Below are 25,466 nucleotides of genomic sequence, written 5' to 3'. Positions count from 1 at the left end.
ATTGAACTTTTTATTTTATTACTTTCTGTTGAATCAGCAACTTTTTTGTCTTTCTCGGTGTTTTTTCCTTCGTGCGTTTCTCGTCTTTTTTTACTTCTTTCTTGGTCGTAGTTTTCTTTTCATTCATTTTTGAAATTTTCTTGACATCAATACTTTCAACTGAGCTTAACATCGAAACAGCTTCAACAACTGTCCCGCTGGTTTGTCCAAGCGCTAGCGCTAATATTAATGTACTATGTAATAACTTTTTTCTGGTTTTCAATGTACTCCTCCTTTTAAAGCTATATCTTTAAATGGCAATAGAAAAGTAATGTCTGTTTTCTCATAAGAAAGACTCCTTTTTATGCCATACTTATGTTTGATTTCTTCCTTTGTTTCTGCCAATGTAGTAAAGTTAAAACGTTATGTTTCTTAAGTTTTTTTCTTTTCTCCCAATTCGCCCCTTTTACGTTTATTTTTATGGAAAAACTTCAATAAAACCCTACTTCTTAAGTTTAATGTGAATCACAAGAATATGTAATGTCACTTTTTCACAATGGACAAACACTAAAAGACAGAAGCTGTTTTTGTTATGTAAAACATTTTACTTACCATTAAAAAAGGAGCCTTAGCCAAAAATAGAAGAGACCGAGACAAAAACTTGTCTCGATCTCTTCTATTGACTCTATAAATAAACTAATTTTTAGTTGCTTCGCTTTCAACTACTTAGCGACTGAACGAACAGCTAATTCGTGCTTGAATCAGTTGATTATTGGTTATTTTCTTTTTGTTGCTCAATTGCTGATTTGGCTTTTTCCGTTTGTTCAGATGCAAATTCTCCTGTGGCTTTTGCCGCATTTGTCAATTTATCTTGAACTGTTTCACTGTTTGCTTCATATTCTTCTTTTGTCTTAATGTCGACAACATCGACATTGACTTCAATGACATCTAGATGTGTCATTTCATGAACTTCTTTGGCAATGATTTTTTTGATTTGTTGGTAAATTTCTTCGATGTCTTTGCCGTATTCAACAACGATCTTAAGATCAACAGCGACTTGTTTTTTCCCAACTTCCGTGTCAATACCGGCTGTTACATTATCAGTGTTGACTAATTTTTCTGCCACGTTAGAGAAGAAGCCACCATCAGCTGTTAATAATCCATCCACTTTTTCTAAGGAGATGCCTATGATTTTTTGAATGACCTTATCTTCATATGTCACATCACCATTCATAGATTCACCGTTTTCCGTTGTGTTTTTTGGATCTTTTGCTGGGGCTTCTGGCTTAGGTGGTGTATGCCCTGGCATTGGAGGTTTTGGCTGATCTCCATAATGTTCTTGTGGTTTACTAGAATTTTCATGTTTCCCTTGTTGTCCTGATTGTCCTTCGTTTTCTTTTTTATCATGAGCCACTTTGTTTTCAACGTTGGGTACAACCGGATCTGGATGTGCTGAAACGGGTGCTGTTTTATCTTTAGCATCATGAACACCATTTGCATTGTTCGGTGTCGTTGGATCTGGATGTGCAGATACTGGTTTGTTTTGGTTGTTTGTTTTGGTTGTTTGTTTTGTTGTTATCCATAATAGAATTTCCTCCTAAGATTTATGATCAAAAATTTTTGTTTGTTTTAAATACATTCCGACCGCCACGCCAATGATCGCCATAAGGATCAGCAACAAGGTTTTAAAGAATCCCACTGTAATCAATAGTACGGCGAGAATCAACCCAATTGCCCCGCAAATGATCGGAAGCTTATAAGCAGCAAAAAGTTCATTCATTTGTGCCCCTCCTTATTCCACACGAGCGTGTTCGTTTGTTTGATATTTATTGGTAGGTGCTTGGTAACCTGTATACTTCACCGACACTTTTACTTGCTCATCTGTGCCGAGTAACTGTTTCACTTCTTTTTCGATTTCATCCATCAATATTCTTGTTTTCCCGATCAATGAAGAAGTCCGTTTTAATTCACCTTTAACTGTAACTGCGATCTTATTTTTTGTGGCTTTGATATTAACCTTAGGTGAGTGAATGAATTCATCTTCATTTAAGTGTGAACGAACCATACCTTCAATCGCTTTTTTATCTAACGTTAATTCGCCGTCCCCTTTTTTCAATAAGAAGGTTCCAATCGTTTTCGGATAAAAAATGACGATCAATAATGCAATAATTAGTAGAATCGCTAAGCCGACTGCTACCCAAAAAATATATTGCTGCATATAGTAATTCGTTATTGTAAAGAAACGGAATCGTTCAAGCATCAATGGTAAAGGATAGACCGCACTGATCAAGACGACAAATAGTAGAATAGACAAAAGTAGCAGAGAAAAAATGACACCAATTGTTTTAGTCCCTTTATTCATCCTGGCACCTCCCATTTTTTATAAGTTGATAGCTTCCCCACCAGTTACACCATAAATTTGTGCAGTAACGTAGCTCGCTTTATTTGAAGCTAAGAAAACGTAAACTGGAGCTAATTCTACTGGTTGGCCGGCACGTTCAAGCAAGCTTTGTTGGCCAAATTCAGGAATAGAATCTTCCGGTTGTCCTTCGTCTAACTGTAGTGGTGTCCAAATAGGACCAGGAGCTACTCCATTAACACGAATGCCTTTTGGTGCTAATTGTTTTGCTAAGCCAATTGTAAAGTTTGCAATAGCTGCTTTCGTGGAAGCGTAATCTAAAAGATGTTCACTTGGATTGAACGCTTGAACAGAAGTAGTGTTGATAATTGCCCCTCCTGCTGGAATATGCGGAACCGCCTCTTTAACAATCGCAAACATCGCTAAGATATTCACCATGAAGGTATCTTTCACTTGTTCTAATGGAATTTCTTCAATAGCCGGGCAAGAGATTTGTTGTCCCGCATTTAATACTAATGTATCTAAGCCACCTAATTCACTGACAACTTTTTCAACGATTTCTTTAGGCGCTGTTTCGTCTCTAAGATCATATGGTAGTAAGACAACTTTTCGTCCTGCTTTTTCAATATAGGAAGCTACTTGTTTGGCATCTTCTTCTTCTCCTGGGAAAAAGTGCAAGCCGATATCTGCCCCTTCTCTTGCAAAAGCAATAGCTGCCGCGCGCCCGATCCCTGAGTCTCCCCCAGTAATCAGAACACGGCGATTTTCTAGTTGATTTGATCCTTCATAAGATTCTTCTCCACAGTCAGGAACTGGTTGCATTTCTTTTTGTAATGCTGGTGTATCCTGGTCTTGTTTAGGAAATTCCTCAGTATGGTAAAGTTTACGTGGATCAATTAATTTTGGTTCTGTCATGTGTATCCTCCTCATAGTTTGGTAATTTTTTATTTTGTATAATCTTTTCGGTAAAGATGGTAGCCTACAGCTCCTGCAACAACGATCGAGCCAAAGATAACTAATAAAAAGGCTAAGCCAGAGCTTTTACCAGGTAATCCGCCAGTATTCATCCCCCAAATCCCTGCAATCAATGCTGGAACAGAGATCACTAATGCCGCCGAATCAAGATATTTCATTAAATGATTCAAATGATTGTCCATCATTCCATTAAAAAGATCCCCAATACTTTCTAACAAGTCACGATAGATCAAAATCATTTTTTCTGTTTGTCTTTGTCTCAATTGGATGTCATAAAGTAGACGAGCATCAGCTAATTTCTCAACAAAATCTTCTGATTGCCATAAGGTATCTAAAGTCTCTTTTTGATCTCTCAACGTATGGTCAATATAAACAATGTCCCGTTCTAAATCCGCTTGCTTATATAGTTCTTCGTTTTCCGTCGTTTTACGCGCTTCTTGATCGAGGGAATCAATCCTCTTTTTCATTTCTGTTAGTTCTTTCACGTAATGGGTATAGATGTTCAAGACAGAATATGCAATAAGTGTTTCAAAAGAATTGATCTTATTCCCATGTTTTGCTAATACTCGATCAAAAAAGTCCGTTTTTTTATCGATACAACTAATCAATAACTCATCCGAATAAATAAACGAAATAGGCATTAATCGATTCTCGATTTTCTGCTCCTGGTTGGACAAATTCAGTAGCACTAAGGAAATCGGATGGTTCAAATTCGTCCCCACAAGCTCTTCAATTCTTGAAACTTCTTCTGGTAGAGAAGTTCCAACAAAGATATCTTTTGGTAAACGATACTTTTCAATCACCTGTTCGATTTCCTTAGTGTCACTACTGTCGATCACGAGCCAATTATAGTTGTTTTTGTCTGTCGTTATTACTTTCTCTTTTCCAATAAAGTAATAGTCCAGCATGATCAATCTCCCTTTCTACAAAGGATGTTAGCTAAAGAAACAGTTGCTTAATTTAATGTTACGATCCAAGACAACAATCTCATTTTCTAAAGAGAAACTGTTTAATTGGTGGTCATATGCAAGATTCAAATGTCTACCTAAATAAGATTGCTCTAATTTAGATGTGTAGATTTCCAGAGTGGGATGTTCGATTTTATTGACGTATTTCCCAAATTCTACAAAGAAAGGAATAATCTGGAAAAAACTGCCTTTTGCACAAGCCCCTTTATCTCTTAAAAACGGATCTGAAGAATCAATCAATGCCAAAGCAATTTTTGAATCTTTTCCTACTTTTTTTGTCAATGCCTCCATCGCATGTTTTGTCATCGTGATTTCCATCATCATCATCTCCTTCAGATTATATATAAGTTACGACATTTTTCCTCAGCGGCTCACTTCTGTGTTACGATTGATTCTGGCATAAAGTGGATATTTAGGAAATTTTGCGACACAACGGAAAGCTGTCATGTTTGCATATTTATCGTAGTATTTTTTAGTTGGCCCTTCAAAATCTTTACTCCATGGTTTAACATGACCAGAGAAGTGGATGATCGATGGATCTTTACGTGTTTCTTCGTATTCCTTTTCTCCTTGTGGCGTTGGATGTTGCTTCGCTTTTGCCATGATATACCCTTGAGCATTCCATTTTGGATGTAATGGAATCCAACGATCATGTAAAATTGCATTTAACGCATCTTGATCGTGGAAACGTAATTTTTCAGGATTTTCTTCAATGAATGTTAGAACTTTTTTAGTAATGTCTTGTTCTAACCATTTTTCAACATTGATGAGCATCAATCCAGAATTAAAGTAGCGTGTTGATTTTGCTGGGATCTCCATTTTTTCTAATCGTTGGTGGAAACCAGCATCTTCTACGGCGGCCAAGATCGCACCGTTAAATTCAAGATCCCATAATGGTGTAACATCTTTTACGGTAATCATGTCACAGTCCATATATAAAAGACGTTCGACATTTTTTCCTCTAAATAACTCAGGAATAGCAATACGATAGTAAGCAGTTTCCGGAATACGATCACTTGTTACTACATTTTCAAAGAATTTTTTGTTGATCTTCAAGAATTCCACCTCTGTATTCATACGAGAATTCTTAACAGAGAAACGTAATAATTGTTTGCTTTCATTATCAATGTTGTCATCAATGACATAAAATCGTACAAAAACTTTTGGATCACTATTTTCTAATACTGAAACGAACAGCGCCGCTAGATGAGGCACAAATTTGGTATTACAACTTGATACGATTGCGATTTCTTTTCTTCTATTCATTTACCTCTCCCACTTTCTTTAAAACGCTATGCGCTAATTTTTTTAAATAGACATTTGTATATGGATGATCTTTTAACGTATTCCATGGTTTGTCATGCCCTGTGAAATGAACGATCGACGGCGATTCATTTCCTGCTTTGTATAATTTTTCATACGCAGCATCTGGAGCAGGATGACGTTCAAAAATCAAGGAAGTCTGCATATTCCATTTTGGTTCTAATTGCTCCCAGTCTTCATAAAGAACTGCATTTAAAGCATCTTGATCATGGTAAATAATTCGATCACCATTTTCTTTTAAATAATTGATTGTTTTTTCAGTGATCATTTTTTCATTCCAACGATCAATGTCGATAACCATCACGCCAGAATTAAAATAATAAGCATCTGATTCAATTCCTAACCGTTTCAAAGCTTTCGTTTGACCTGGATCGATGACAGCTCCAATCGTTTTACCATTTAATGGTTGATCATATAAATGAACGATGTCATCCAGTACTAAAATATCTGAATCTAAATAAAGCACTTTTTTATAGTCGTATTTAGCTAAGATCTTAGGTAAAGATATTCTTAAGTATGCTGTAGTAGTAATATGGTCACTTACTAGGAAATCTTCGTAGACATCTTTATCAACTGTTAAAAATTGAATCGTTGCATTGTCTGAATGTTTTTTAACCGTTTGTCTAAGTCCTTCTTTGCTATATTCAGAAATACCGTCGTCAATGACATAAAAATAAATGTGTCTTGTTTTAGTGGAGTTTTCCAGTACAGTGGCAATCATCACGCTTAAGTAAGGAGCGTAATTTTCATCTGAAGCAGTTACTACCGGAACGATACCTTGTTTCATCTCCATTAAAATCACTCCTTTTTCTAATCTTTTTCTAACCTTTTCTATATCCAGAATATGCCTCAATAAACTTTAAAGCAAAAGATATGCTTCATTTTCATTGAATAATTCATAAAAATAAACCTTTTTTATCGAATTGAAAACGTTAACTTAATCGTTTTTCTGCCTATTTATTCAATTATAGGATTTGAAATACTACCTATATATGTCGAATGAAAACTAAGAATATTTTTTGAAAAAATTCAAAAACACAAAGCATTTTATTTTTATTTTAGGAAATTCTCATTTAACCTTAGAGTAAGCAATAGATAAAGGGAGCGAATAATATGAAATTAGCAGCAATTGATTTAGATGGTACTTTACTCGATCGGAATGGAAAGATACCAAAAGAAAACATCGAGGCACTTCAAAACTTTGATCGACATGGTGGGATCGTCACGATTGCGACTGGTAGAAATAGCATCTCTGCTAAAGATGTATTTGAAGAACTTGGGATCGGCGGCTATTTGATTTCATCTAATGGTTCTTTCGTGGCAAAGATGATGAAAGGCGAGATCCTTCACGTATTGAAACGTTCTAAAATTGAGCTTGCTACCCTTAAACGGGCCTTCTTCTTAGCACAAGAGGCAAAAATATCAATTATTGCTAGTCGAGAAACTCAAGATGATCAATTAACCTTTGATGAGTCAAATTTGGTGAAAGATGATCCCTACTACCAACATTTCAATTTACAAAATCAGACATTTGCTGAAATCACTAAGTTATTAGAAGATCCATCTGTCAGCTATTTAAAATTGGCATTAACAGATAAAGATGAATCAAAATTGCAAAAACTGCAACAAGATTTAAAAAGTGAAGGGATTGATTCCGTCTTTTCAGACCCCCATTTTTTGGAAATCACACCTAAAAATGTAACAAAGGCTCACTCATTAATCTTTTTAGCTGAGACCTTGGAAATCGATCCTCATGAGATCGTTGCCTTTGGTGATCAGGAAAATGATATTGCGATGCTAAAAGTCAGTGGAACAAGTATTGCGATGGGAAATGCACAGAAACAGGTAAAAAATATTGCGGATGAAGTAACCAAAACAAATGAAGAAGCTGGTGTAGCGTATATTATCAACAATTATTATTAAGGTTTAAGGAGGGAGACAAAATTGTTAGTAATCGTCGATATGCAAAATCATATTCTAGATCCTGAGAGTAAATATTATGTTCAGCACGCAGATAAGTTAATCAAACAAATCCACTCACGTTTAGAAGCTGCACGTAAAAAAACGAATATATTCTTTTTACCAGAGATATACCAGTCGAGCGAAAAGAGCAGGATGAAGAAGGCGAAGATTTGCAAATCATTCCTACACTTGCTCCTAAAGAAAATGAAAAAGTCGTCAAGAAATACTACTTCACGATGCCACCGGAAAGCTTACTTGAGATTAAACAAGAAGCTTTTGACCAAGATGAAAAAGAAAAGCACATTGAAGTCGTTGGTACAGAAACGAATCTCTGTGTCTTATCGAATACCATTGCTTTACAAAGCGTATTTCCAGAAGCTGATTTTTTAGTGGATACAGCTTTTGTTTCTGAAAACAAGCATGGCGATCAAGCGCTAAAACTACTCAAAGATTTTAATGTTGAGTTGAAGTAACCGAAAATAAAACGCCCACAACATTTAACTTTGTGGGCGTTTTATTTCGTTATTTACTAAAGGCTTTTCTTTGTTCGTACTATCTATTTCCTAAAATTTGTATTGATCGTTCCCTCACTTTGTGGAAAGTAACGGTTAGGATTTTTTTACTACTAAACTTCCTATAGCGTTTATAAAAAATATCAAATGAGGTTCCCCATCTCCAATAAACAATAGTTGAAACGTCAGTTATTAGTCATTTCTAAAAGCATGCAACTTTTTAAAATAAAAAAACAATGATTATCTAATCATTGTTTAAAGAAACGAGCGCTTTAATATGTACCCTGTAGGACTCGAACCTATGACCGGACGGTTATGAGCCGTCAGCTCTAACCAACTGAGCTAAGGGTACAGTAAAAATTTCAAGATATAAAAATAACTTATATCTACTATAGCATGAATAAAAATCCGAAACAAGCTTAATTAATAAAAATCCAAAAGTATTCCATTAAATAACAAATATTTTATTTTGATCAGACGATTTCCAGCTCTTCCCCTCCCTCTTCACCACAAATGCTCTATCACTTGGTATATGAATTGCTTGAATCATTTGTTTTTTCAAACACGTAGCATATTATTTGTTCTGTTACTCGGAACGTGCTATCTTGTATTTGGGTTGTTTTTTTATTCTTATGATTATTTAAGTCGTAATCACTTTTCGAAGTGTTTTCCACCTCTTAGTGTAAGTGGTTGTTCGTTGTTAACCTACGACTGAAAATCAATGATTATTTAAATACGAAATCTATAGGAGTTAGTACTATGATAACATTGAGTCGACTTATTTTTTTTATTCCTACCTTAATTCTTATCCCTATTATTTGTTACTTAATCAACTGGAACAAGGAACGCTTAATTTTAGCGTTTTTTACGTTACCAGCAATCTTTTTTTCATATAAAATCTTAAATTATCAGTATTTTGAACCAGACCAATTATTCGTGGCAGAACTGATTGGTTTGATTCTAGCCTTGTTATTACCAATTGCTTATTTGGTTTATTTAAATAGAAAGCATTGATCGATGAATTTATTTGAATGACAAAAGGAGCGAATTTATGAGTATTGAAGAAGCGATTTTATTAGATACACTACGCTGTCGGCTGGATTATCTCCGAAAAAAAAGAATTTAACCGTTAAGGAAGTGGCTGAACAAACCTCACTCCCGTTGGAAACTTATCTACAATTAGAACAGGGAAAACGTTGTCCGAGCGCTATCGATCTAATTTTTATTGCGGATTTTTATAATGTATCTGTTGACTATTTGATCGGACGATCAGAAAAACCAGACCGCGTAAATTAAACCATCTAATCTAAATGAAAGAGAGTGAGTAAATGCGCTTATGGCATGAAGAATTAATCCCTTTGCTTCCTAGAAAACAATTATTAGGTCAACATAGAGAATGTTGTGCATTAAGAGGTAATGGTTGGGGAAGAAAGCATGCAACAGTTGATTATGTCTTCCAACATTCTCCTTACAAGCTTTATCAGTATCACCAACTTATTCTTACTGAAATGAAAAATCGCCATTATCTTCCTTCTCCAGAATGGTCTGTCCCGGAGTACCGTGGGAAAGCCTGTGATCCTTATACTAATCTTTCTCCTCAAAAACAAACTTCACCTATTTATCCAGAGCATGACGAGGACTACCTGATGATCTGTTTAACAAACCTTAAACAAAAAGGAATTGATTTAATCCATATAAAAGCTATGGATTCTTAAAAGTTCATCAGATTTTCCTCATTTATTGATTCAAATAAACGCAATGAATATGAGAGTATGAACCTTTTCTCACTCTCATATTCATTATATTAGGATTCATTTAAACTGTCTGACTGACACATTCATTCGTCGATCACGATTCTTCGCTATTGAATAGGGAGAGGCCCGTATCCCTTCCTCAATAGTATTCACTTGAGCGGCAGAGCAGCATTTTTCTTTACTAAGAAAAACAAAAAACTACTCTAATGAAAGAGTAGTTTTTATTATGACAGTATTAACCTTTTACGATGTTTACTGCTTGAGGGCCACGTTGACCGTCTTCAATATCAAAAGTCACTGCTTGACCTTCGTCTAATGTTTTGAAACCGTCACCTTGGATAGCTGAGAAATGTGCAAAAACATCATTTCCATCTTCAGCAGTGATAAATCCAAAACCTTTGTCTGCGTTAAACCATTTTACTGTACCGTTATTCATATATATTTCCTCCTAATACGTATCAACGTACGATTTTATTGCAATAAATTATTGATAGGCAAAAGGAGTCATAAACTAAAATAGTTAGCTCAAATTACGTTTCAAAATAGATTACTTACTTAATATAGCATAGATAAATGAGAAACACAAGAATAAACCTCTACTTTTTTTATAGTTTTTTAATTAAAGCGAATAGGCTATTTCTATCCTGTTTATCTTATCTTCTATATAAAGTTAAACAATCCTTAATTAGCAAAGTTTTCTTCTTTATGCTATAATAATAAATGGAATTTCGTTATCAACGTTTCGTTGCCTTTCGCAAGAATTTAAGAAAGGAGAATGATTATGACATTCTATAACAAAGACTTACAATATCGTGTAACTCTAAATACTGATTTGAATCTATTTGTGGTATTTGATAAAACAAATGAAAATCGAGTAGCCACTGGAGTGACGATTGAACAAGCAGTGCAAGAATTGAAAAAATCCGCATAGGAGTGAAAACCCCAAATGAACGATTACAGTTCTAGTTCACTTTAAAAGCACCTATTCATTCAATGGTAGGTGCTTTTTTGTCGTCTATTTACCTCACTTTATTCAGTTCTCTCCTTAACTTATTCCGCCATTAATGAGTATACAATTAAAAATTGGACAAGGTAATACAAAACTCTTTGTCGGTTATATACTACGTGCTATTATCTAAATTATGCAAAGGCTGTATAAGGATGGGTCATATGATTACGATGAGTAAATTACTGTTTTGGGTCCCTTTTATTGGTATTATTCTTTTTTTGTCTCTTTATACAAAATGGAACAAATATGACATACTAATGCTTCTCTCCTCTTTTCCGTCTATCTATTTTATGATCCAAATTTTAGAATATTCCTATAGTCAACCTGTTCAATTATTCGATTTCTATCTTAAAGGACTCGCTTTTTCCACCATCTTCTATTCCATTCTTGTTTTCATTATTATCAAAAAGAAGAAATAGCTCACTTGTTTTAATGACAAGAATATTATTTTTCACTTTTTAAAATCTGTAACTACTGGCATTCTAACAGAGAAAACTATGCAAGGTGTCCAGCGATATTCAATCGATGTAATAAAAATAATCTTACAGCCTAAAAAACTAACCTAAACAAAATTAGTAAAAAATTTTTGGAACGTCTGCAAAATAACAAATAAACGGTGCTCCAGCATCAGTTCTTCAGACAGGATAAATGTTGAACGTCTACCAACGTTTCATTTTTTTATCCTGTCTGAAGAACTGATTGATGCTTTTGCTACCGTTTTCGTTTGACTTACGTCACGTTTGAGCTTTGGCACTATGCAACGTAAAGTTTGCACTTAGCTACCTTAAGAAAAGCCTTGCTATCGACAATCCCTGTTCTACCCATTGGCGTCTCTCGACATTTTTGGGCAGTAGCTTATGTTTACATAGAAGCCTCACCTAACTATTTGAAGATATTTAAATGAAAATCATCAACGACACTAAAAGTCCAAAAAAGCCGACTACCGGAATCATTCCCCAAGTTACAAAGGTTTTATCCTTAGCAAGCTTAGAGTACCTCTGGTCATTATCCATTTCATTCACCTCATCTTTCTATTCTTAATAAACCATATTAATGATTTTTTGTCAAAATTTCATTCGTGAATCCTAGAATGCGTATTTGGACAATCCCCTGCTAATCTATTTCTCCATCAAATTGCGTCAATGCTCCATCACATGGAATAACTGACCAACAAAAAAATCTAACCAGTACATGCTCCGGCTAGATTTAATAGTTGATTTTGAATCAGACTTTTTATCGTCCCTTTCATTTTTTTAAAAACTAATTTAATTCGTCTACTTTATTTTTGATTTCTTTAGGAATCTTTTCTTCTGCAATTACTCTAGGAGAACTTGTTCTTTTGTCACTGATGTCAGCTTGCACGTAACTACCTGGTTTCAATGGTTGTGGTGCTTCTCCACTCACACTAAATGTTCGTTTGGTTGCTTTACCATCAGCTTTTACAAAAGTCACGTCATAATGGTAACTATATTCACCCGCAATGATTTTCCCATCGCTGTTCTTTGATTTCGTTTTTTCTGGCACTTCTGTTGGAATCTTAGTGTATGCAGTAGTTGTTTTATACGTTTCGCTATAATATTTGTAACCGAAAAATCCTCCAACTCCTAATAAAATTAATACAATAACCCCGAATATTCCCTTTTTCATAAACTCACCTCATCAATAAATTTAACTTATTTTATCTTTTTTGAGCTTTTTTTTCCATTTATTTATCTTTCAAATTTGTCACATAAATGACATTAACCACTTATCAATAGATGCTTATCATCTCCTACATTTTTTTTATAATCCTACTTTTCTATTACTTTCTCGATACCTAACATAATCTTTCGAATAATAAAAAATAACAAATTTTATAATTACATATTTTCAAATCAAACACATCATGTTACTATATGTAAGTAAAAAATGAATATTCTTATTTGATGCGAACTGTTAGGTGTTTTTTTTGAAGCTTTTCATTTGTGAAAAACTGAATATTTGGTAGTAAAGATGTCTTAATAAATGAAACATAAGATATCTATATTTTGGCGACTATCACTACCTGCCATTAAGTGGGAGTAAATTAGAAAATTATTATGGAGGAAACAATGGTTAAAAAAAGTGTTAGGGGAAGATGGCAAACGTTACGTAGTAAAGGAGAAAAAGCCATTTTATAAAAAAGTTTGGTTTTGGGTACTAGCAATCATTCTTGTAGCAATAATTGGATCTGCACTGGGTGGCTCAGATGACAATAAAGCAAGTGATAACGGCGGAGAAAAAGTGACAAAAACAAGTTCTACTAAAGAAGCTACATCAAGCTCTTCTTCAAAAGAAGCGCAAGAAAGTTTTTACCAAGTTGGGGATACTGTAAAAGTTGGCGATGCTGAGTACACATTAAACAGTGTGGAACTTACTGACGAAAGAAATCAATTTGCAGATGAACAACCTGCTCAAGTAGTCAAGATTACTTACACAATTAAAAACAATGGTCAAAATGACCTTCCTGTAGGAATGGATGTAGAAGTTTATGGCTCAGACGATAAAAAAGCTTCTTCTTATCCAAATGACAATACAATGGGATCAGTTGCTCCTGATAAAGTAATGGATTGTACTGCTCATTTTGGTCTGAATCAAACTGGAGACATCGAAATTCAGTTTAGTCCATTAGTTTCTATCGAAAAAGCGGCTAAATTTAAAGCAACAGTCTAGCAAGACGTGTTTCGCTTACAGTGAAGAAGCTCTGACATCTCTCTATTCGGATATATTGATTATGAAAAAATATTGCTTGTGAACGATAGACGATTTTTTACTTAGCTTTTTTGATCATAAAATTGTACACAGCACCAACTAAATTGGCATTATTTCCAAATTTTGAAGGTAGAATCTCAGTTTCCACTCGCTGTGCTCCTGTCCGCGTCCGTAAACATTCTATTTCTTCTTTCATCTTCTTGATAAATAATGAGTTACTGGAAATGGCTCCCCCAATAATTATTTTATCTGGGTCAAAACTGATCATCAGATTATAAATACCTCTAGCACTATACCGACAAAATTGTGTGATTAAATATTTTGCTAATTCATCCCCATTTGTTGCACGCACGAACAATTCTTGCCCATCAATCGACTGGTTTTGACGTTGATTGTATAAGGCAGTTGTACGAACAATACTTGCTAATTCACTAAATGAACCCTCTTCATTTAGCATCATATAGCCAAATTCTCCCCCAAATTGATGTTTTCCTGCCTGAATTTGTCTATTTTGGATAATAGCACCACCTACACCTGTACCAAAAACAAAATATAAAATACTTTGAGCATCATCTGCATGCCCTTTCCATATTTCTGACAAAGCAGCACAATTCGCATCATTTTCCATAGTAACAGGTAATTGAAAATAATCAGATAGCTCCTGAGTGAAACTTCTGTGATGAATGTAATCAATTGCCGTTAATCCATAAATTTTGTCTTCTTCTTGACTCACAGCTCCAGGTACACTAGTTGCTATCCCATCAATCAGATACCCATCGTTTCGATAACGTTCCAAAATTTTTTCGATTGCTTTTAAAGCTTCCTCCCAAGTTTTGGGCAGTGGCGTCACACCTTGTTCAATCAATTCCTCTTTCCAAAGTCCGTATTTGATTGATGTACCCCCAAAATCTAAAGCTAAAATGCCCATGGCTATACTCCTTCCAAATTGCTGCCATTACTTGCAATGACCTTTTGATACCAAAAATAACTGTCTTTTTTGTAACGCTTAAGGCTTCCTTTTTGCAACTCATCTTGATCAACATATACAAATCCATAGCGCTTTTGATAGCCATTTAACCAACTAAGTAAATCAGTATATGACCAAGTACAATAACCTAAAACTTCGACACCGTCTGTTAAAGCTTCTTGAATCGCTTGAATATGATTTTTGAGATACGTGATTCGATAGCTGTCATGAATCTGGTTATTTTCAGTTAGTTTATCGTATTCCCCCAGCCCATTTTCAGTAATGATGATGGGTGTTTGATAACGACTAGCAATTCTTCTTAAAGCAATTCTCAGCCCACTTGGATCAATCTCCCAATCCCAATTTGTTCGTTCAACAAAAGGATTTGGGACTTTTTTGTAGACTCCTGGAAGACCACTTTCTCCAGAAGTTCCTTTTTTACCAGTCGTATTCATTTCACCAAAACCAACTCCTGTTAGCGGATTAAATCCATTGGTTGTTGACTGATAATAATTGATCCCTAAAAAGTCTGGTTTGGCACTTGCTAACAACGCCATATCTCCTGGTTCAATTTCAGGTGCCCAGCCCTTTTCTTCTAAATAGCGCAAAGCAGCTAGCGGATAACGCCCCTGCATGTAAATATCCATCCAAAAATTTGCAAGTAGATCCTCCGCATTTTCTGCAGCAAGAACGTTTTGGGGATTACTATCAATGGCATAGTTTGGAGAATAAGCAAAACTTGGTCCAATCTTACCTGGCATCTCTAATTCATGAAATTTATTGATTACTGCTGCATTTGCAAGATTTGCCATATGATTTGCATGATACATACGCTTAGGATCACTAACTCCTGGTGGATGAGCAGCTAACAAATACCCATGGGAAATAAATATGTTCTGCTCATTCAAGCTTATCCAATAATGAACTTTTCCACGAAATGCTTCAAACAATACTTGGGCATAGTTGGTAAAATCTTCGATAATTTTTCGAGATTCCCATCCTTGATACTCTTCTTGTAATGCTTGAGGAAGATCCCAATGATATAACGTCAACATAGGTTCAATGTCATTGTCGATCAATTCATCCACTAAACGTTGATAAAAGGCTAAACCAGCTTGATTGATTGCTCCTCTGCCGTTAGGAAAAATCCGAGTCCACGACACGGAAAATCGATAAGTTTTCAAGCCTTGTTCTTTCATTAATGCAATATCTTGTTTAAAACGGTGATAGTGATCAACTGCAATTTCTCCTGTTGTTCCTTTAAATGTTTTACCAGGAATTTTTACGAATTTATCCCAAACAGATTCTCCTTTGCCATCTTCATCATAAGCACCTTCTACTTGATAGGCCGCTGAAGCAGAGCCCCACAAGAAGTCTTCTGGGAAGTCATTTAATTTTTGATGTTCCATTTTCTACACCCTTTTCATTTTCTTCATACCAATCTAGTACCTTAAAAATTTGTTTATCCCAATAGCCCCATTCGTGACTTCCATTAGAATAATCGGTTATCAATTGGTACTTTTTCTTGTGACATTCTTTTTCAAAAGCTTTTGTATGGTCATATAAAAAATCTTGATAGCCACAGCAAGCAAAATAGTTCGTTGCTTCTTTACCGAGACCCGCTTCCAACATTGTAAAAAGATTTTCTGATTCCGCTTGTGCAAAATTTCCGAAAATCCCTTGCCAATAGAGTTTTTCCTGGTCAGACAATGGTTGCCCAGTCAAAGACTGCTGCTTATTGTTCTTTAACCCGTTAACCACATCTAATGCGCCAGACAATGAAGCTCCATAGGCAAAATAATCACTACGTTTCATCGCTAGTTTGATCGCGCCATAGCCCCCCATTGATAGTCCAGCAACGAGATGATCAGTTCTTTTTGAGGAAATATATGGGAAAAATTCATGACAAATCTGTAGTAATTCTTCCGAAATGAATTTCCAGTAATTCAGCCCGTATTTTGTATCTGTATACCATGACAAGTGTACATTTGGCATTACTACGATCATATTTTTATCTGAGACATAACGCTCGATATTAGAGCGCCTTAACCAAATTGTATGATCATCAGTCATTCCATGAAGCAAATATAAAATTTTATAAGTTTCAGATTCGGGAGCTTGTGACACACCGATTGAATGGTTCTGTCTTTGAGGGACGATCACCTTCATTGTCGTGTTCATATTCAATGTTTTGGAAAAAAAATTAATATCAAAAAGAGCTGTCATTGATTATCACCTCTTTGTTGCATATCTATGATTTGTTTTACTGAACCAATTACACCGGCATCATTTGCCAATTTGCAAGGAATGACTTGGGGCATTTGAACGCTGGATAATACTCGGTACTCATGAATAATTCTTGTATAAGCTGCTTGTATCTCCGCCATAATCTGAGAATTTCCACTAACCCCTCCTCCTATCAAAATAGCTTCGGGTGCTATATACACACTAATGTTGGTTAGAAGTCGGGCAACATCATCTAAAAATTCATCTACATATTTTTTAGCTAATGCATCTTTTTGTGCGGCCAAATCAAAGATATACTTGGCATCCTTCACTTCTTTCCCAATCGCTAAGCTATATTTGCGACATAAACCGCCGACAACACCCGCATGTAATGAAGTAGAATCCAGTTTATATTCCTGATTTTCTCTACCCATTAAAGAAACACCGAACTCACCAGCTAAACCACCTTGCCCCCAATAAAGCTTACGATCAATCACGATCGCCCCTCCAATAGCGGAGCCTAAAGTCACGCAGACATAATTACTATAGTTCGCCCCATTTCCAAGCCAACCTTCAGCTAAGGCAACCGCTTTACTATCAGTAATGATTTCAACTGGTAGTTGTAAATGGTCTTGAGCAATTTCTTTAACGTTCAAGCCAATCAATTTTTATAAGGAGCCTGCTGTTTGCATCGTTCCATCATGATTTATCACTCCTGGTAAACTAATTCCTACACCAGAAATATCTAAATACTGTTGTTGCTCGTTTAAATAATTTTTCAAATCGGTCAAAATTTGTGTCATATCATTTGTACTAGTGATTTTTTCTTTTTTTATTATCTGTCCTGTAGAATCAACTATCCCTAATTTAATAAAGGTCCCCCCGATATCGACACCTAAGTAATAGCTAGTCATACTGTTTGTTCACCTCACAAAATCTAAAATCTTCAAAGCGTTGTATGTTTTTCATCTCAAATAACCGATCTTCCGGAATATGCCCCACAAGATTGATTTTTTTATCACCAGGGCGATCTTTCAAAGCAATTTGAACTTCACCTTTATATTGCCCATAAGCCTCATTTAAAATGAGAATATCCCCTTCTTTGATCATCTGAACTGGGTGATTACTAGGCAATGGTTTATCTACAATCTTAGCGCGAAGCCTAGTTGAACGAATCATATAATCCGAAGAGTCTCCTCGATAGTTATGCGTGTAGTCAAATAAGAGCTGTCGTTCGAATGCAGTAATATCTTCCACTAAGGTGATATCTATTTTTTCATTGAATCTTTGGCAGCTTCACTGACTTGACGTAATTCTTCTTCTGAGGCAAACATCGTACCAATCAGGACATCATCTATTAGACCACTTTGTAAAAGATCCCTCACTTGTATTCCTATTGGTAGGTGACGATGTTCCTCTAAGGTACAAAGCCCCTCTTGTAATGGCCAAGGACCATGTTCCCCGGACTGAGAAGTAACAAATGCTGCTGTCGTTAAATAACTTTGACAGAATTTTATTGAATACTGCTTAAACTGCTCTCTGGATAGCCCTGTATATTGCTGTGGGAAAAAATTATGGCAACCAGTAAGCTGCTTTCGATTCGGACCATAATCCAAAATTTGATCAAGATAATGAGAATAATTGCTCATATTTAATTCAATCTTGATACCATAAGGATTTTTAGTCATTTCAGCTTCTTCTTTCCCTGTCATACCAGCATCTAAGCGAATACAATTAATTTCCCAATCAGCTAAAAATGTTAAGTCTTTATAGGACTCTCCTAAAAGATCAAATATTGGTGGGATAAAATCAATGGCTACTTCAAATTCTTGCTCTCTTGCTTCTTTGATTATTTTTAAATATTTTTCCATGGACTCACTGACATTGTTCCGATCAATTTGAAGCAAGCTCAAGAATACACGTTGAAAGCCATACGATTTTGCTAAAGCTAAATAGTTTTTCATTTCATTAAATGAAGCTTTTTCTGGATATAAGGAAATTCCTAACACTGGATTTACTCCTAACAATTATTTATTTTTCATTTCTTCCTGTAGCTCTTTCATATCAGCGACTTTAACAAATGGGAACCAAATCAATGCCACAATTGCCGTGATAATAATGTAAATCAACAGGAATTGCCAGTTACCAATCAATGAAAACTTAACAAATCCTGGTGTTGTCCAAGGAATCGCTTCTGCCGTAGGATTATAGGGAATTGGCAAAATCGTACTCATTAATCCCCAAGAAACAAAACCTGCAACAAGTGGGCTTAAAACTAATGGTAAGAAAAAGATTGGATTCATTACTGTCGGAATCCCAAAGTTTAGCGGCTCGGTAATATTAAAAATCGTTGGCAACGCACCTAACTTAAACATTTCTTTATAGCGAGCTGACTTAGAGAAGAATAAACAAATAACCAGACCAAGCGCATTTCCTGCAGCTCCACAAACACCATACACGAGAGAAGCCATGGCGAAAGGCAACGTGCTGCCATTGGTATAAGCATCGATATTAGCAGTCATCATTGTTAAGGTTACAGCTGAAAGTGGTCCAGATAACACAGCATTATGGATACCAAAGAACCACAAGAAAGCAATCAATACTTGAATAAAAATCATTGATACTGGATTAGCCATCAAACTATTCAACGGTGCACTAATCATTTCTGTAATAAAAGTAAAGATATCTCCAAAATCAGTAAACGAAAAAGCAATCCGAATGGCACATACAAATAAGAAAATCGTGGTCACAATAAACGTCGGTGCTAAGGAATCAGAAACCATTGGTGGCACTGATGCTGGTAATTTGATCGTAAAATTTTTCTTTGACAAGATAGAATACAATTTGGTAATTCCAATTGCAACGATCATTCCTACGAAAATACCTTGTCCTCCTAAATAATCAAATTTCACCGCGTTGACTGTTGATTCCACCCATTTTCCCCCATCGTTGACATGCGTAACAACTTGTTGAGGGATTAAAATAAAATATGAAGCGAGAGAAATTAGACCTGCATTTTGTGAATGGACACCTAAGCGATTCGCATATGCATACGCAATATTATAAACTGCAAACAAACCCATTAGACCAATAGAGGCATTACTAACAGCGGCTAGACCAGGTGCTAAGTTCATATCCTGTAACCATTTAAGCCAAGCAGGAATCGGGAAATTTGCCAAAATTAATATGAACGCAGAGCCAATCGTCGCTGGACTTGTTCGAATAAATCCTTCAGATAGTGCTCCTAAGATATTATTGTTTTGCATCTTTGCTGAAAGCGGCAACAAATTATTGTTTAAAAACGCTTCGAATTTTTTCATTACTCAATACTCCATTCTAATATGTTTAAATAAATGTTTTTTTGATCAAGTACTTTAATCATCCATAGTATAAACAATGATTATGAATAGATATACCAAAAAAGTGTTTCTTTTATTAAGAAAGTGTTTTATATTTTGAATGGAGGTGTTAGTATGTCGCCAATCCTTATTTCATTAATATCCATAACAGAAAAACTAGGCATTCCCGTCAGTGTGGTTGAAAAAACACTAAAAACAGAAGAAAATCAGCTTTCTGCTATTCAAATGTATAATATAAAACGAGAAATCTATGGAACTTTTTTATATAGTGACAGTTCATCGGAGACAGGTTATATGCAGATTACCTGTGGCCCATTACTCATGGCTGAGGTAAATTTTGGTTTAAAAGAAGCCGAGGATACCACACAAGAATTCAGACAAATCCTTACAAATCTATTTATATTAGCAAATCATCATTCACCAAAAAAATCGACGATAAGCAATTAAATTTAGAAGAATTTTACCAATCACAAACATTCTCTTATAATACTTTTTACGATATTGAAGAATACTATAAGTTAGAGTTGCTGCTCTTTTCTCATGTAAAAGATCGCAATAAACTAGCTGCAATAAAAACACTTGAATTATTTATCAAATATTACTATAAGAGCCTTACAAGCGATCAACTCAAATGTTTTTATTGTGCGCTCATTACATTACTTACACGAGTGGAAGTTGAAAAAGGTGTGCCGGTAAGCAAAGTTTTTAATAGACAGTTTCAGTACTATGAATATTTACAGGAAATTCGTGATATCAATAAGTTTGAAACATTATCTAAGCAAGCCATTCATGACTTTTTGGCTCATCCAACCAATATTCCTAAAAAAACCTATAGCCCTGTTACCGTATGTGTTCTTAACTATGTAGAAAATCATCTGTATGAAGCTATTTCTTTAAAAGATATCTGTGATGTTTTAAATCGGGATTCAAAATACGTGGGAAGGTTATTTTATAAAGAAGTTGGGATGCATTTTAAAGATTTCATGCATTTGAAGAAAATTGAAAAGGCCAAGTACTTTTTATTATTTTCTAACAAATCCATCAATCAAATTGCCGAAGAACTATCGTTTAGCACCCAGAGCCATTTCTCAACCGTATTCAAAAAGATCGTAGGCATAACCCCATATAAATATCAGCGCAATCGTGTCTATTATTCTTATTGAGTAGTGATAATAGTAGTAATCGCTCAGTTCAAGGATTAGGGGAAGCATGAAACTGATCATTCAAAGTGTAGTGAAATGAAATACTAAATCTAGAATGCACTCCCCCCTCTCATTCAACTTTCATTCTTTGCGGCATACTCACGCTACTCTTCTTGAAAATGGTGCTAAGATGAAGGAATTTCCTGAACGACTAGGGCATAGCAGAATTTCTATTACGATGGATACTCTCACATGCCGAATAAAATGCAAAATGAAACGGTCGACATTATGGAGAAGCTTAGAAAGAACTCTTGAGGTTTGCCACCCAAAAAACCACCGGTGGCAAATCCATGTAAACATGGTCTAATTTTTACACTATTTTCAAGCAAGCGCTGCTATTTCTTCGCATGTGGGAAAACCGTGGGAAAAACAGATAAAAAAGGTCTAGCCATTGAGCTAGACCTTTTGCTATTTCTTCGGTTCGTCCTCATCCATTTTCAGAACAGCCATGAAGGCTTCCTATAAGATTGTGTTATTCACAAAGTTTTTCTAATATCTATACATCATTATAAATCCTATTATACCAACTTTCATATTAAGCAAGAGCCTATTATTTAATACTTGCTGATACTCATATAATAATAATGGATATTTTATAAAGGGGCGAAAAAATGGCGAAATTATTTCTTTAATAGAATATTTTTTACCTTGTAAGACTCGATTATACGACCGGATGTTTATGAGCCATAATATAAAAAAACCATCTCGATTGAGATGGTTAAAGTTCAACATTATTTTACGATATTTACCGCTTGAGGACCACGTTGTCCTTCTTCAATATCATAAGAAACAGCTTGACCTTCATCTAATGTTTTAAATCCATCGCCTTGAATAGCTGAGAAGTGTGCAAATACGTCATTTCCATCTTCACCAGTGATAAATCCAAAACCTTTATCTGAGTTAAACCATTTTACTGTACCGTTATTCATATATATTTCCTCCTAATACGTATATAATACGTGTTTTGTTGCAATTAATATTACTTGGTAAAAGGAGTTTTTATAGTGTGAATATATCGCTCAGATTACGTTTCAAATTAGATTACTTAATTACTATAACACGGATGCAATGGTAACACAAGGATAACTGCTTGATACACTTTTTAATACAAAATTTGGAGTAAATATTTAGAATGATTAATTAAAGGATGAAAAAATTGAAAATAAACGACTAACGCCACTAATTACAATATTACATCATTTACTTAAAACTTTAATAAATTTTACTTTTCTACTATATTGACTATTGCTTTTCCACAAATTAATTCTTGTTCTAAAACTGATTTTATTTGCAATGCACATTCTTTTGAAAATGGTTCAGCCTCTTTCCATGATCCTAATAGTGGATAATTATTGATTACACTTTTGACATATTGTTTGTTTTTTACTCCTCGTGTTTGTACTTCTACATAATACATAGTGATACCTTCTTTATTAGTTTTTTATGTAAAGACTACTCTTATGAGTAGTCTCATAGATAATAAATCGCAGTAAAATACAGGAGATCTTTGTGAGGTTGATCGTAGTTACTACGAAATTTATTTTGTGCTACATAGTTTAACCTGAATAATGCGAATACAACATGTAATATCTTGTAGCACATTATAATTATAATCTATTAAATTAAGTTTTTTATTTGTTTTTGTTATATCTAATATAAAAAATATTACCTAATAATAAAAAACATTATATTTAACCAAAAATGGCAGAATAGAAATACAATCTATTTTTTATAAAATAGATTAATCAAAAGCAACTAAAAAGAGCTACTCTTTCAAGTAGCTCTGAATAGATGTCATCAATCTTAAAAAGAAAAGAGATCATTCACTATTTGAGGACTGTTTATCCAGAGAAGTCAGCCAGCTACCTGAAACTTATGCGACAACTTTGCGAACATTTAAAAAGTTTCTGCCACAGATCCGAAATGCCCTCCGCTACAGTTATTCAAACGGACCACTCGAATGTTTAAACAACCATATTAAAGTATTAAAACGCAATGCTTATGGGTTTCGAAATTTTTATCATTTCAAACGTCGGATCATGATTCGACACGGTAAAACTATTTTAACCAAATAAAAAGAACAGAAAGAAGTTTTTCTTCTTTCTGCCCAAATTATTCTAAGATTTCTCTTTACCAACATCATTTGACAAAGAGCCTGGGAAAACCGTGGGAAAAACAGATAAAAAAGGTCTAGCTCAATGGCTAGACCCTTTGCTATTTCTTCGGTTCGTCCTCGTCCATTTTCAGAACAGCCATGAAGGCTTCTTGTGGGACTTCGACGCTACCGATTTGTTTCATTCGTTTCTTTCCTTCTTTTTGTTTTTCAAGAAGTTTGCGTTTCCGTGAGACATCTCCACCATAACATTTTGCTAAGACGTTTTTACGTAATGCTTTGATATCTGAACGAGCAACGATTTTTTGTCCGATAGCTGCTTGGATCGGCACTTCAAATTGTTGACGTGGAATTAGTTTTTTCAGTTTTTCAACGATTGCTTTTCCTCGTTCATAAGCAAAATCTCGGTGAACGATGAAACTTAACGCATCGACTTTTTCTCCATTTAATAAAATATCCATTTTTACTAACTTGCTCTTTTGATAACCGGACATTTCATAATCCAAGGAAGCATAGCCTTTCGTACTGGATTTTAGTTTATCGAAAAAGTCAAAAACGATTTCAGAAAGCGGAATATTATAAACGACATTCACTCGATAATCATCTAAATAATCCATTGTGATGAATTCTCCACGTTTTCTTTGGGATAATTCCATCACTGCACCGACGAAATCATTTGGAACCATGATTTGTGCCTTCACAAAAGGTTCTTCAACATCTTGAATCGTTACTGGTTCTGGAAAATCTGCCGGGTTATCGACGACTGTCATAGAACCATCTGTTTTATTCACATGATAAATTACAGAAGGTGCCGTTGTGATCAACTCTAAGTTGAACTCACGTTCCAAACGTTCTTGGACTACATCCATGTGTAATAAACCTAAGAATCCACAACGGAAGCCAAAGCCAAGGGCTTGTGAGGTTTCAGGTTCAAACTGTAGTGCTGCGTCGTTTAGTTGTAATTTTTCAAGTGCTTCACGCAAATCATTGTAGCGGGAAGTATCAATTGGATATAATCCACAGTAAACCATTGGATTCATTTTACGGTATCCAGGTAGCGCTTCTTCTGCTGGATTATCTGCCAACGTAACTGTGTCCCCTACTCGTGTGTCTTGGACCGTTTTGATGCTTGCCGTGATATACCCTACATCACCGACCATCAAGAAATCTCTAGCAACAGCTTTTGGTGAAAAGACTCCCACTTCTGTCACATCAAATGTTTTGCCGTTACTCATCAATTTGATTTTATCGCCTGGTTTGACCATGCCGTCTGTGATTCGAACATTCAGAACGACTCCTCGATAACTATCGTACACGGAATCAAAGATCAATGCTTTCAAAGGGGCATCCAGCTCGCCAGATGGGGCTGGTACATATTCAACGATTTGTTCAAGTATTTCTTCAATCCCAATTCCTGCTTTAGCACTAGCCAGAACTGCCTCACTGGCATCGATTCCGATAACATCTTCGATTTCTTGACGTACACGTTCTGGATCAGCAGCTGGAAGATCGATTTTATTGATGACTGGCAAAATTTCCAGATCATTATCCAAAGCTAAGTAAACATTTGCTAATGTTTGAGCCTCGATTCCCTGTGCCGCATCAACTACTAATACCGCACCTTCACAGGCTGCTAAACTCCTTGATACTTCATAAGTGAAATCGACGTGCCCAGGGGTGTCGATTAGATGGAAAATATAGGTTTCGCCATTTTTGGCTGTATAATTCAATTCGACAGCATTTAATTTAATCGTGATTCCACGTTCACGCTCTAGATCCATTGAGTCTAATAGCTGATCCTGCATTTCACGAGACGTCACAGTGTTCGTCTTTTCCAGAATACGATCGGCCAGCGTTGATTTTCCATGGTCGATATGAGCAATGATCGAAAAATTTCGAATTTGCTCTTGTCGTTGTTTCATTTTTTTTATATCCATAGCGTCTCCTCTTTTCGTTTAATCAGCACCTCTCATTATATCAATGAAAAGCATGAATTTAAAGACTTTTTACCTAGTCAGCTTTAGAAGT

The 25,466-nt window shown here is 35.2% G+C and carries 27 protein-coding genes, 1 tRNA gene, 5 pseudogenes and 1 riboswitch; of the genes and pseudogenes, 11 read left to right on the top strand and 22 right to left on the bottom strand.

What is annotated here, in order from left to right; translation table 11 throughout:
• Positions 1 to 10 precede the first annotated feature (10 nt).
• The 9 genes from EHR_RS14520 to EHR_RS10495 form a co-directional block, all read right to left on the bottom strand.
• A complete protein-coding gene (locus tag EHR_RS14520) occupies positions 11 to 262 on the bottom strand; it encodes a hypothetical protein (protein WP_014834630.1) in 252 nt (83 codons plus the stop codon).
• A 486-nt stretch (positions 263 to 748) separates the two neighbouring features.
• On the bottom strand, positions 749 to 1,558 hold the full coding sequence (locus EHR_RS10530) for an Asp23/Gls24 family envelope stress response protein (RefSeq protein WP_080593146.1): 810 nt from the start codon (positions 1,556 to 1,558) through the stop codon (positions 749 to 751).
• Positions 1,559 to 1,576: 18 nt separating this feature from the next.
• The gene (locus EHR_RS10525; RefSeq protein WP_010719084.1) at positions 1,577 to 1,759 is read right to left on the bottom strand and encodes a DUF2273 domain-containing protein; all 183 of its coding nucleotides are present in this window, start codon (positions 1,757 to 1,759) and stop codon (positions 1,577 to 1,579) included.
• A gap of 12 nt (positions 1,760 to 1,771) precedes the next feature.
• On the bottom strand, positions 1,772 to 2,341 hold the full coding sequence (amaP, locus tag EHR_RS10520; RefSeq protein WP_010737652.1) for an alkaline shock response membrane anchor protein AmaP: 570 nt from the start codon (positions 2,339 to 2,341) through the stop codon (positions 1,772 to 1,774).
• Positions 2,342 to 2,359: 18 nt separating this feature from the next.
• Entirely contained in the window at positions 2,360 to 3,253 is an 894-nt protein-coding gene (locus EHR_RS10515; protein ID WP_010719082.1) for an SDR family oxidoreductase, read from the bottom strand.
• 29 nt (positions 3,254 to 3,282) lie between these two features.
• Positions 3,283 to 4,221: a magnesium transporter CorA family protein gene (locus tag EHR_RS10510; RefSeq protein ID WP_010719081.1), complete on the bottom strand. Its 939-nt coding sequence runs from the start codon at positions 4,219 to 4,221 to the stop codon at positions 3,283 to 3,285.
• Positions 4,222 to 4,248: 27 nt separating this feature from the next.
• Positions 4,249 to 4,599, bottom strand: coding sequence for an iron-sulfur cluster biosynthesis family protein (locus EHR_RS10505; protein ID WP_010719080.1), 351 nt, complete (start codon positions 4,597 to 4,599; stop codon positions 4,249 to 4,251).
• Between the two features lie 45 nt (positions 4,600 to 4,644).
• Positions 4,645 to 5,547, bottom strand: coding sequence for a glycosyltransferase family 8 protein (locus EHR_RS10500; protein ID WP_010719079.1), 903 nt, complete (start codon positions 5,545 to 5,547; stop codon positions 4,645 to 4,647).
• The gene (locus EHR_RS10495) at positions 5,540 to 6,397 is read right to left on the bottom strand and encodes a glycosyltransferase family 8 protein (protein WP_010719078.1); all 858 of its coding nucleotides are present in this window, start codon (positions 6,395 to 6,397) and stop codon (positions 5,540 to 5,542) included. Before EHR_RS10495 ends, EHR_RS10500 begins: the two co-directional genes overlap by 8 nt.
• Before the next feature lie 320 nt (positions 6,398 to 6,717).
• On the opposite strand from EHR_RS10495, the gene EHR_RS10490 reads away from it, so the two are divergent.
• Positions 6,718 to 7,527, top strand: a complete 810-nt coding sequence (locus EHR_RS10490) for a Cof-type HAD-IIB family hydrolase (RefSeq protein ID WP_010737655.1) — start codon at positions 6,718 to 6,720, stop codon at positions 7,525 to 7,527.
• Between the two features lie 21 nt (positions 7,528 to 7,548).
• Positions 7,549 to 8,039, top strand: a pseudogene (locus EHR_RS10485) (isochorismatase family protein).
• Positions 8,040 to 8,356: 317 nt separating this feature from the next.
• Here EHR_RS10485 and EHR_RS10480 read toward each other — a convergent pair.
• Positions 8,357 to 8,430: transfer RNA gene (locus EHR_RS10480), tRNA-Ile, on the bottom strand.
• A gap of 407 nt (positions 8,431 to 8,837) precedes the next feature.
• Between EHR_RS10480 and EHR_RS10475 the strand changes: the two genes are divergently transcribed.
• The 3 genes and pseudogenes from EHR_RS10475 to EHR_RS10465 all read left to right on the top strand — a co-directional run bounded on the left by EHR_RS10475 (position 8,838) and on the right by EHR_RS10465 (position 9,793).
• On the top strand, positions 8,838 to 9,092 hold the full coding sequence (locus EHR_RS10475; protein ID WP_010719075.1) for a hypothetical protein: 255 nt from the start codon (positions 8,838 to 8,840) through the stop codon (positions 9,090 to 9,092).
• Positions 9,093 to 9,129: 37 nt separating this feature from the next.
• Positions 9,130 to 9,374, top strand: a pseudogene (locus EHR_RS10470) (helix-turn-helix domain-containing protein).
• 32 nt (positions 9,375 to 9,406) lie between these two features.
• A complete protein-coding gene (locus tag EHR_RS10465) occupies positions 9,407 to 9,793 on the top strand; it encodes a TIGR02328 family protein (protein WP_010737656.1) in 387 nt (128 codons plus the stop codon).
• Positions 9,794 to 10,067: 274 nt separating this feature from the next.
• Here EHR_RS10465 and EHR_RS10460 read toward each other — a convergent pair whose 3' ends face one another.
• Entirely contained in the window at positions 10,068 to 10,268 is a 201-nt protein-coding gene (locus EHR_RS10460; RefSeq protein ID WP_010719072.1) for a cold-shock protein, read from the bottom strand.
• Positions 10,269 to 10,613: 345 nt separating this feature from the next.
• Here EHR_RS10460 and EHR_RS14295 point away from each other — a divergent pair, with 345 nt between their 5' ends.
• Positions 10,614 to 10,763, top strand: a complete 150-nt coding sequence (locus EHR_RS14295) for a hypothetical protein (protein ID WP_010719071.1) — start codon at positions 10,614 to 10,616, stop codon at positions 10,761 to 10,763.
• Positions 10,764 to 11,565: 802 nt separating this feature from the next.
• Positions 11,566 to 11,734: riboswitch (M-box (ykoK) riboswitch) on the bottom strand.
• Between the two features lie 367 nt (positions 11,735 to 12,101).
• Here EHR_RS14295 and EHR_RS10450 read toward each other — a convergent pair.
• Positions 12,102 to 12,488 carry a DUF1093 domain-containing protein gene (locus EHR_RS10450; RefSeq protein ID WP_010719069.1) on the bottom strand — a complete coding sequence of 129 codons (387 nt, stop codon included), beginning with the start codon at positions 12,486 to 12,488 and terminating at the stop codon, positions 12,102 to 12,104.
• A 456-nt stretch (positions 12,489 to 12,944) separates the two neighbouring features.
• Between EHR_RS10450 and EHR_RS10445 the strand changes: the two genes are divergently transcribed.
• Positions 12,945 to 13,532 carry a DUF4352 domain-containing protein gene (locus EHR_RS10445; protein ID WP_010737658.1) on the top strand — a complete coding sequence of 196 codons (588 nt, stop codon included), beginning with the start codon at positions 12,945 to 12,947 and terminating at the stop codon, positions 13,530 to 13,532.
• Positions 13,533 to 13,629: 97 nt separating this feature from the next.
• Here the strand turns inward: EHR_RS10445 and EHR_RS10440 are convergent, their stop codons facing one another.
• The 7 genes and pseudogenes from EHR_RS10440 to EHR_RS10410 all read right to left on the bottom strand — a co-directional run bounded on the left by EHR_RS10440 (position 13,630) and on the right by EHR_RS10410 (position 20,084).
• Positions 13,630 to 14,499: an ROK family protein gene (locus EHR_RS10440; RefSeq protein WP_010737659.1), complete on the bottom strand. Its 870-nt coding sequence runs from the start codon at positions 14,497 to 14,499 to the stop codon at positions 13,630 to 13,632.
• 2 nt (positions 14,500 to 14,501) lie between these two features.
• Positions 14,502 to 15,947: a glycoside hydrolase family 1 protein gene (locus EHR_RS10435; RefSeq protein WP_010737660.1), complete on the bottom strand. Its 1,446-nt coding sequence runs from the start codon at positions 15,945 to 15,947 to the stop codon at positions 14,502 to 14,504.
• A complete protein-coding gene (locus tag EHR_RS10430) occupies positions 15,925 to 16,764 on the bottom strand; it encodes an alpha/beta hydrolase (protein WP_010737661.1) in 840 nt (279 codons plus the stop codon). Before EHR_RS10430 ends, EHR_RS10435 begins: the two co-directional genes overlap by 23 nt.
• Positions 16,761 to 17,678: pseudogene (locus EHR_RS10425) on the bottom strand (ROK family protein). Before EHR_RS10425 ends, EHR_RS10430 begins: the two are co-directional and overlap by 4 nt.
• The gene (locus EHR_RS13575; RefSeq protein ID WP_167537609.1) at positions 17,671 to 18,021 is read right to left on the bottom strand and encodes a DUF871 domain-containing protein; all 351 of its coding nucleotides are present in this window, start codon (positions 18,019 to 18,021) and stop codon (positions 17,671 to 17,673) included. The pseudogene EHR_RS10425 and the gene EHR_RS13575 overlap by 8 nt, the downstream one beginning before the upstream one ends.
• Before the next feature lie 11 nt (positions 18,022 to 18,032).
• Positions 18,033 to 18,773 carry a MupG family TIM beta-alpha barrel fold protein gene (locus EHR_RS10415; protein WP_014834624.1) on the bottom strand — a complete coding sequence of 247 codons (741 nt, stop codon included), beginning with the start codon at positions 18,771 to 18,773 and terminating at the stop codon, positions 18,033 to 18,035.
• A gap of 18 nt (positions 18,774 to 18,791) precedes the next feature.
• Positions 18,792 to 20,084: a PTS sugar transporter subunit IIC gene (locus EHR_RS10410; RefSeq protein ID WP_010737665.1), complete on the bottom strand. Its 1,293-nt coding sequence runs from the start codon at positions 20,082 to 20,084 to the stop codon at positions 18,792 to 18,794.
• Between the two features lie 153 nt (positions 20,085 to 20,237).
• Here EHR_RS10410 and EHR_RS10405 point away from each other — a divergent pair, with 153 nt between their 5' ends.
• From EHR_RS10405 to EHR_RS13895, 3 genes and pseudogenes are all read left to right on the top strand, one after another.
• Positions 20,238 to 20,570: a hypothetical protein gene (locus tag EHR_RS10405; RefSeq protein ID WP_014834623.1), complete on the top strand. Its 333-nt coding sequence runs from the start codon at positions 20,238 to 20,240 to the stop codon at positions 20,568 to 20,570.
• A 221-nt stretch (positions 20,571 to 20,791) separates the two neighbouring features.
• On the top strand, positions 20,792 to 21,286 hold the full coding sequence (locus EHR_RS14290; RefSeq protein ID WP_167537608.1) for a helix-turn-helix domain-containing protein: 495 nt from the start codon (positions 20,792 to 20,794) through the stop codon (positions 21,284 to 21,286).
• Between the two features lie 106 nt (positions 21,287 to 21,392).
• Positions 21,393 to 21,580: pseudogene (locus EHR_RS13895) on the top strand (tyrosine-type recombinase/integrase); the annotation flags it as partial.
• Between the two features lie 476 nt (positions 21,581 to 22,056).
• Here the strand turns inward: EHR_RS13895 and EHR_RS10395 are convergent.
• Together EHR_RS10395 and EHR_RS10390 are read right to left on the bottom strand one after the other, a co-directional pair.
• On the bottom strand, positions 22,057 to 22,254 hold the full coding sequence (locus EHR_RS10395; protein ID WP_010718754.1) for a cold-shock protein: 198 nt from the start codon (positions 22,252 to 22,254) through the stop codon (positions 22,057 to 22,059).
• 293 nt (positions 22,255 to 22,547) lie between these two features.
• Entirely contained in the window at positions 22,548 to 22,742 is a 195-nt protein-coding gene (locus EHR_RS10390; protein WP_010719054.1) for a hypothetical protein, read from the bottom strand.
• A 397-nt stretch (positions 22,743 to 23,139) separates the two neighbouring features.
• Here EHR_RS10390 and EHR_RS13890 point away from each other — a divergent pair.
• Positions 23,140 to 23,400, top strand: a pseudogene (locus tag EHR_RS13890) (transposase); the annotation flags it as partial.
• Between the two features lie 139 nt (positions 23,401 to 23,539).
• Here EHR_RS13890 and lepA read toward each other — a convergent pair.
• The gene (lepA, locus tag EHR_RS10385) at positions 23,540 to 25,375 is read right to left on the bottom strand and encodes a translation elongation factor 4 (protein WP_010737667.1); all 1,836 of its coding nucleotides are present in this window, start codon (positions 25,373 to 25,375) and stop codon (positions 23,540 to 23,542) included.
• Positions 25,376 to 25,466 lie beyond the last annotated feature (91 nt).

It is taken from the genome of Enterococcus hirae ATCC 9790, from assembly GCF_000271405.2.
In the GTDB taxonomy this organism is placed as follows: domain Bacteria; phylum Bacillota; class Bacilli; order Lactobacillales; family Enterococcaceae; genus Enterococcus_B; species Enterococcus_B hirae.
The sequence above is the reverse complement of the archived record's forward strand: the minus strand, read 5'-3'. Positions and strand labels throughout refer to the sequence as shown.

Coding starts and splice junctions, on each gene's coding strand:
- EHR_RS10525 (WP_010719084.1), bottom strand. CDS start 1,759: ATGAATGAACTTTTTGCTGCTTATAAGCTTCCGATCATTTGCGGGGCA.
- amaP (WP_010737652.1), bottom strand. CDS start 2,341: ATGAATAAAGGGACTAAAACAATTGGTGTCATTTTTTCTCTGCTACTT.
- EHR_RS10515 (WP_010719082.1), bottom strand. CDS start 3,253: ATGACAGAACCAAAATTAATTGATCCACGTAAACTTTACCATACTGAG.
- EHR_RS10510 (WP_010719081.1), bottom strand. CDS start 4,221: ATGCTGGACTATTACTTTATTGGAAAAGAGAAAGTAATAACGACAGAC.
- EHR_RS10505 (WP_010719080.1), bottom strand. CDS start 4,599: ATGGAAATCACGATGACAAAACATGCGATGGAGGCATTGACAAAAAAA.
- EHR_RS10500 (WP_010719079.1), bottom strand. CDS start 5,547: ATGAATAGAAGAAAAGAAATCGCAATCGTATCAAGTTGTAATACCAAA.
- EHR_RS10495 (WP_010719078.1), bottom strand. CDS start 6,397: ATGGAGATGAAACAAGGTATCGTTCCGGTAGTAACTGCTTCAGATGAA.
- EHR_RS10490 (WP_010737655.1), top strand. CDS start 6,718: ATGAAATTAGCAGCAATTGATTTAGATGGTACTTTACTCGATCGGAAT.
- EHR_RS10475 (WP_010719075.1), top strand. CDS start 8,838: ATGATAACATTGAGTCGACTTATTTTTTTTATTCCTACCTTAATTCTT.
- EHR_RS10465 (WP_010737656.1), top strand. CDS start 9,407: ATGCGCTTATGGCATGAAGAATTAATCCCTTTGCTTCCTAGAAAACAA.
- EHR_RS10460 (WP_010719072.1), bottom strand. CDS start 10,268: ATGAATAACGGTACAGTAAAATGGTTTAACGCAGACAAAGGTTTTGGA.
- EHR_RS14295 (WP_010719071.1), top strand. CDS start 10,614: ATGACATTCTATAACAAAGACTTACAATATCGTGTAACTCTAAATACT.
- EHR_RS10450 (WP_010719069.1), bottom strand. CDS start 12,488: ATGAAAAAGGGAATATTCGGGGTTATTGTATTAATTTTATTAGGAGTT.
- EHR_RS10440 (WP_010737659.1), bottom strand. CDS start 14,499: ATGGGCATTTTAGCTTTAGATTTTGGGGGTACATCAATCAAATACGGA.
- EHR_RS10435 (WP_010737660.1), bottom strand. CDS start 15,947: ATGGAACATCAAAAATTAAATGACTTCCCAGAAGACTTCTTGTGGGGC.
- EHR_RS10430 (WP_010737661.1), bottom strand. CDS start 16,764: ATGACAGCTCTTTTTGATATTAATTTTTTTTCCAAAACATTGAATATG.
- EHR_RS10410 (WP_010737665.1), bottom strand. CDS start 20,084: ATGAAAAAATTCGAAGCGTTTTTAAACAATAATTTGTTGCCGCTTTCA.
- EHR_RS10405 (WP_014834623.1), top strand. CDS start 20,238: ATGTCGCCAATCCTTATTTCATTAATATCCATAACAGAAAAACTAGGC.
- EHR_RS10395 (WP_010718754.1), bottom strand. CDS start 22,254: ATGAATAACGGTACAGTAAAATGGTTTAACTCAGATAAAGGTTTTGGA.
- EHR_RS10390 (WP_010719054.1), bottom strand. CDS start 22,742: ATGTATTATGTAGAAGTACAAACACGAGGAGTAAAAAACAAACAATAT.
- lepA (WP_010737667.1), bottom strand. CDS start 25,375: ATGGATATAAAAAAAATGAAACAACGACAAGAGCAAATTCGAAATTTT.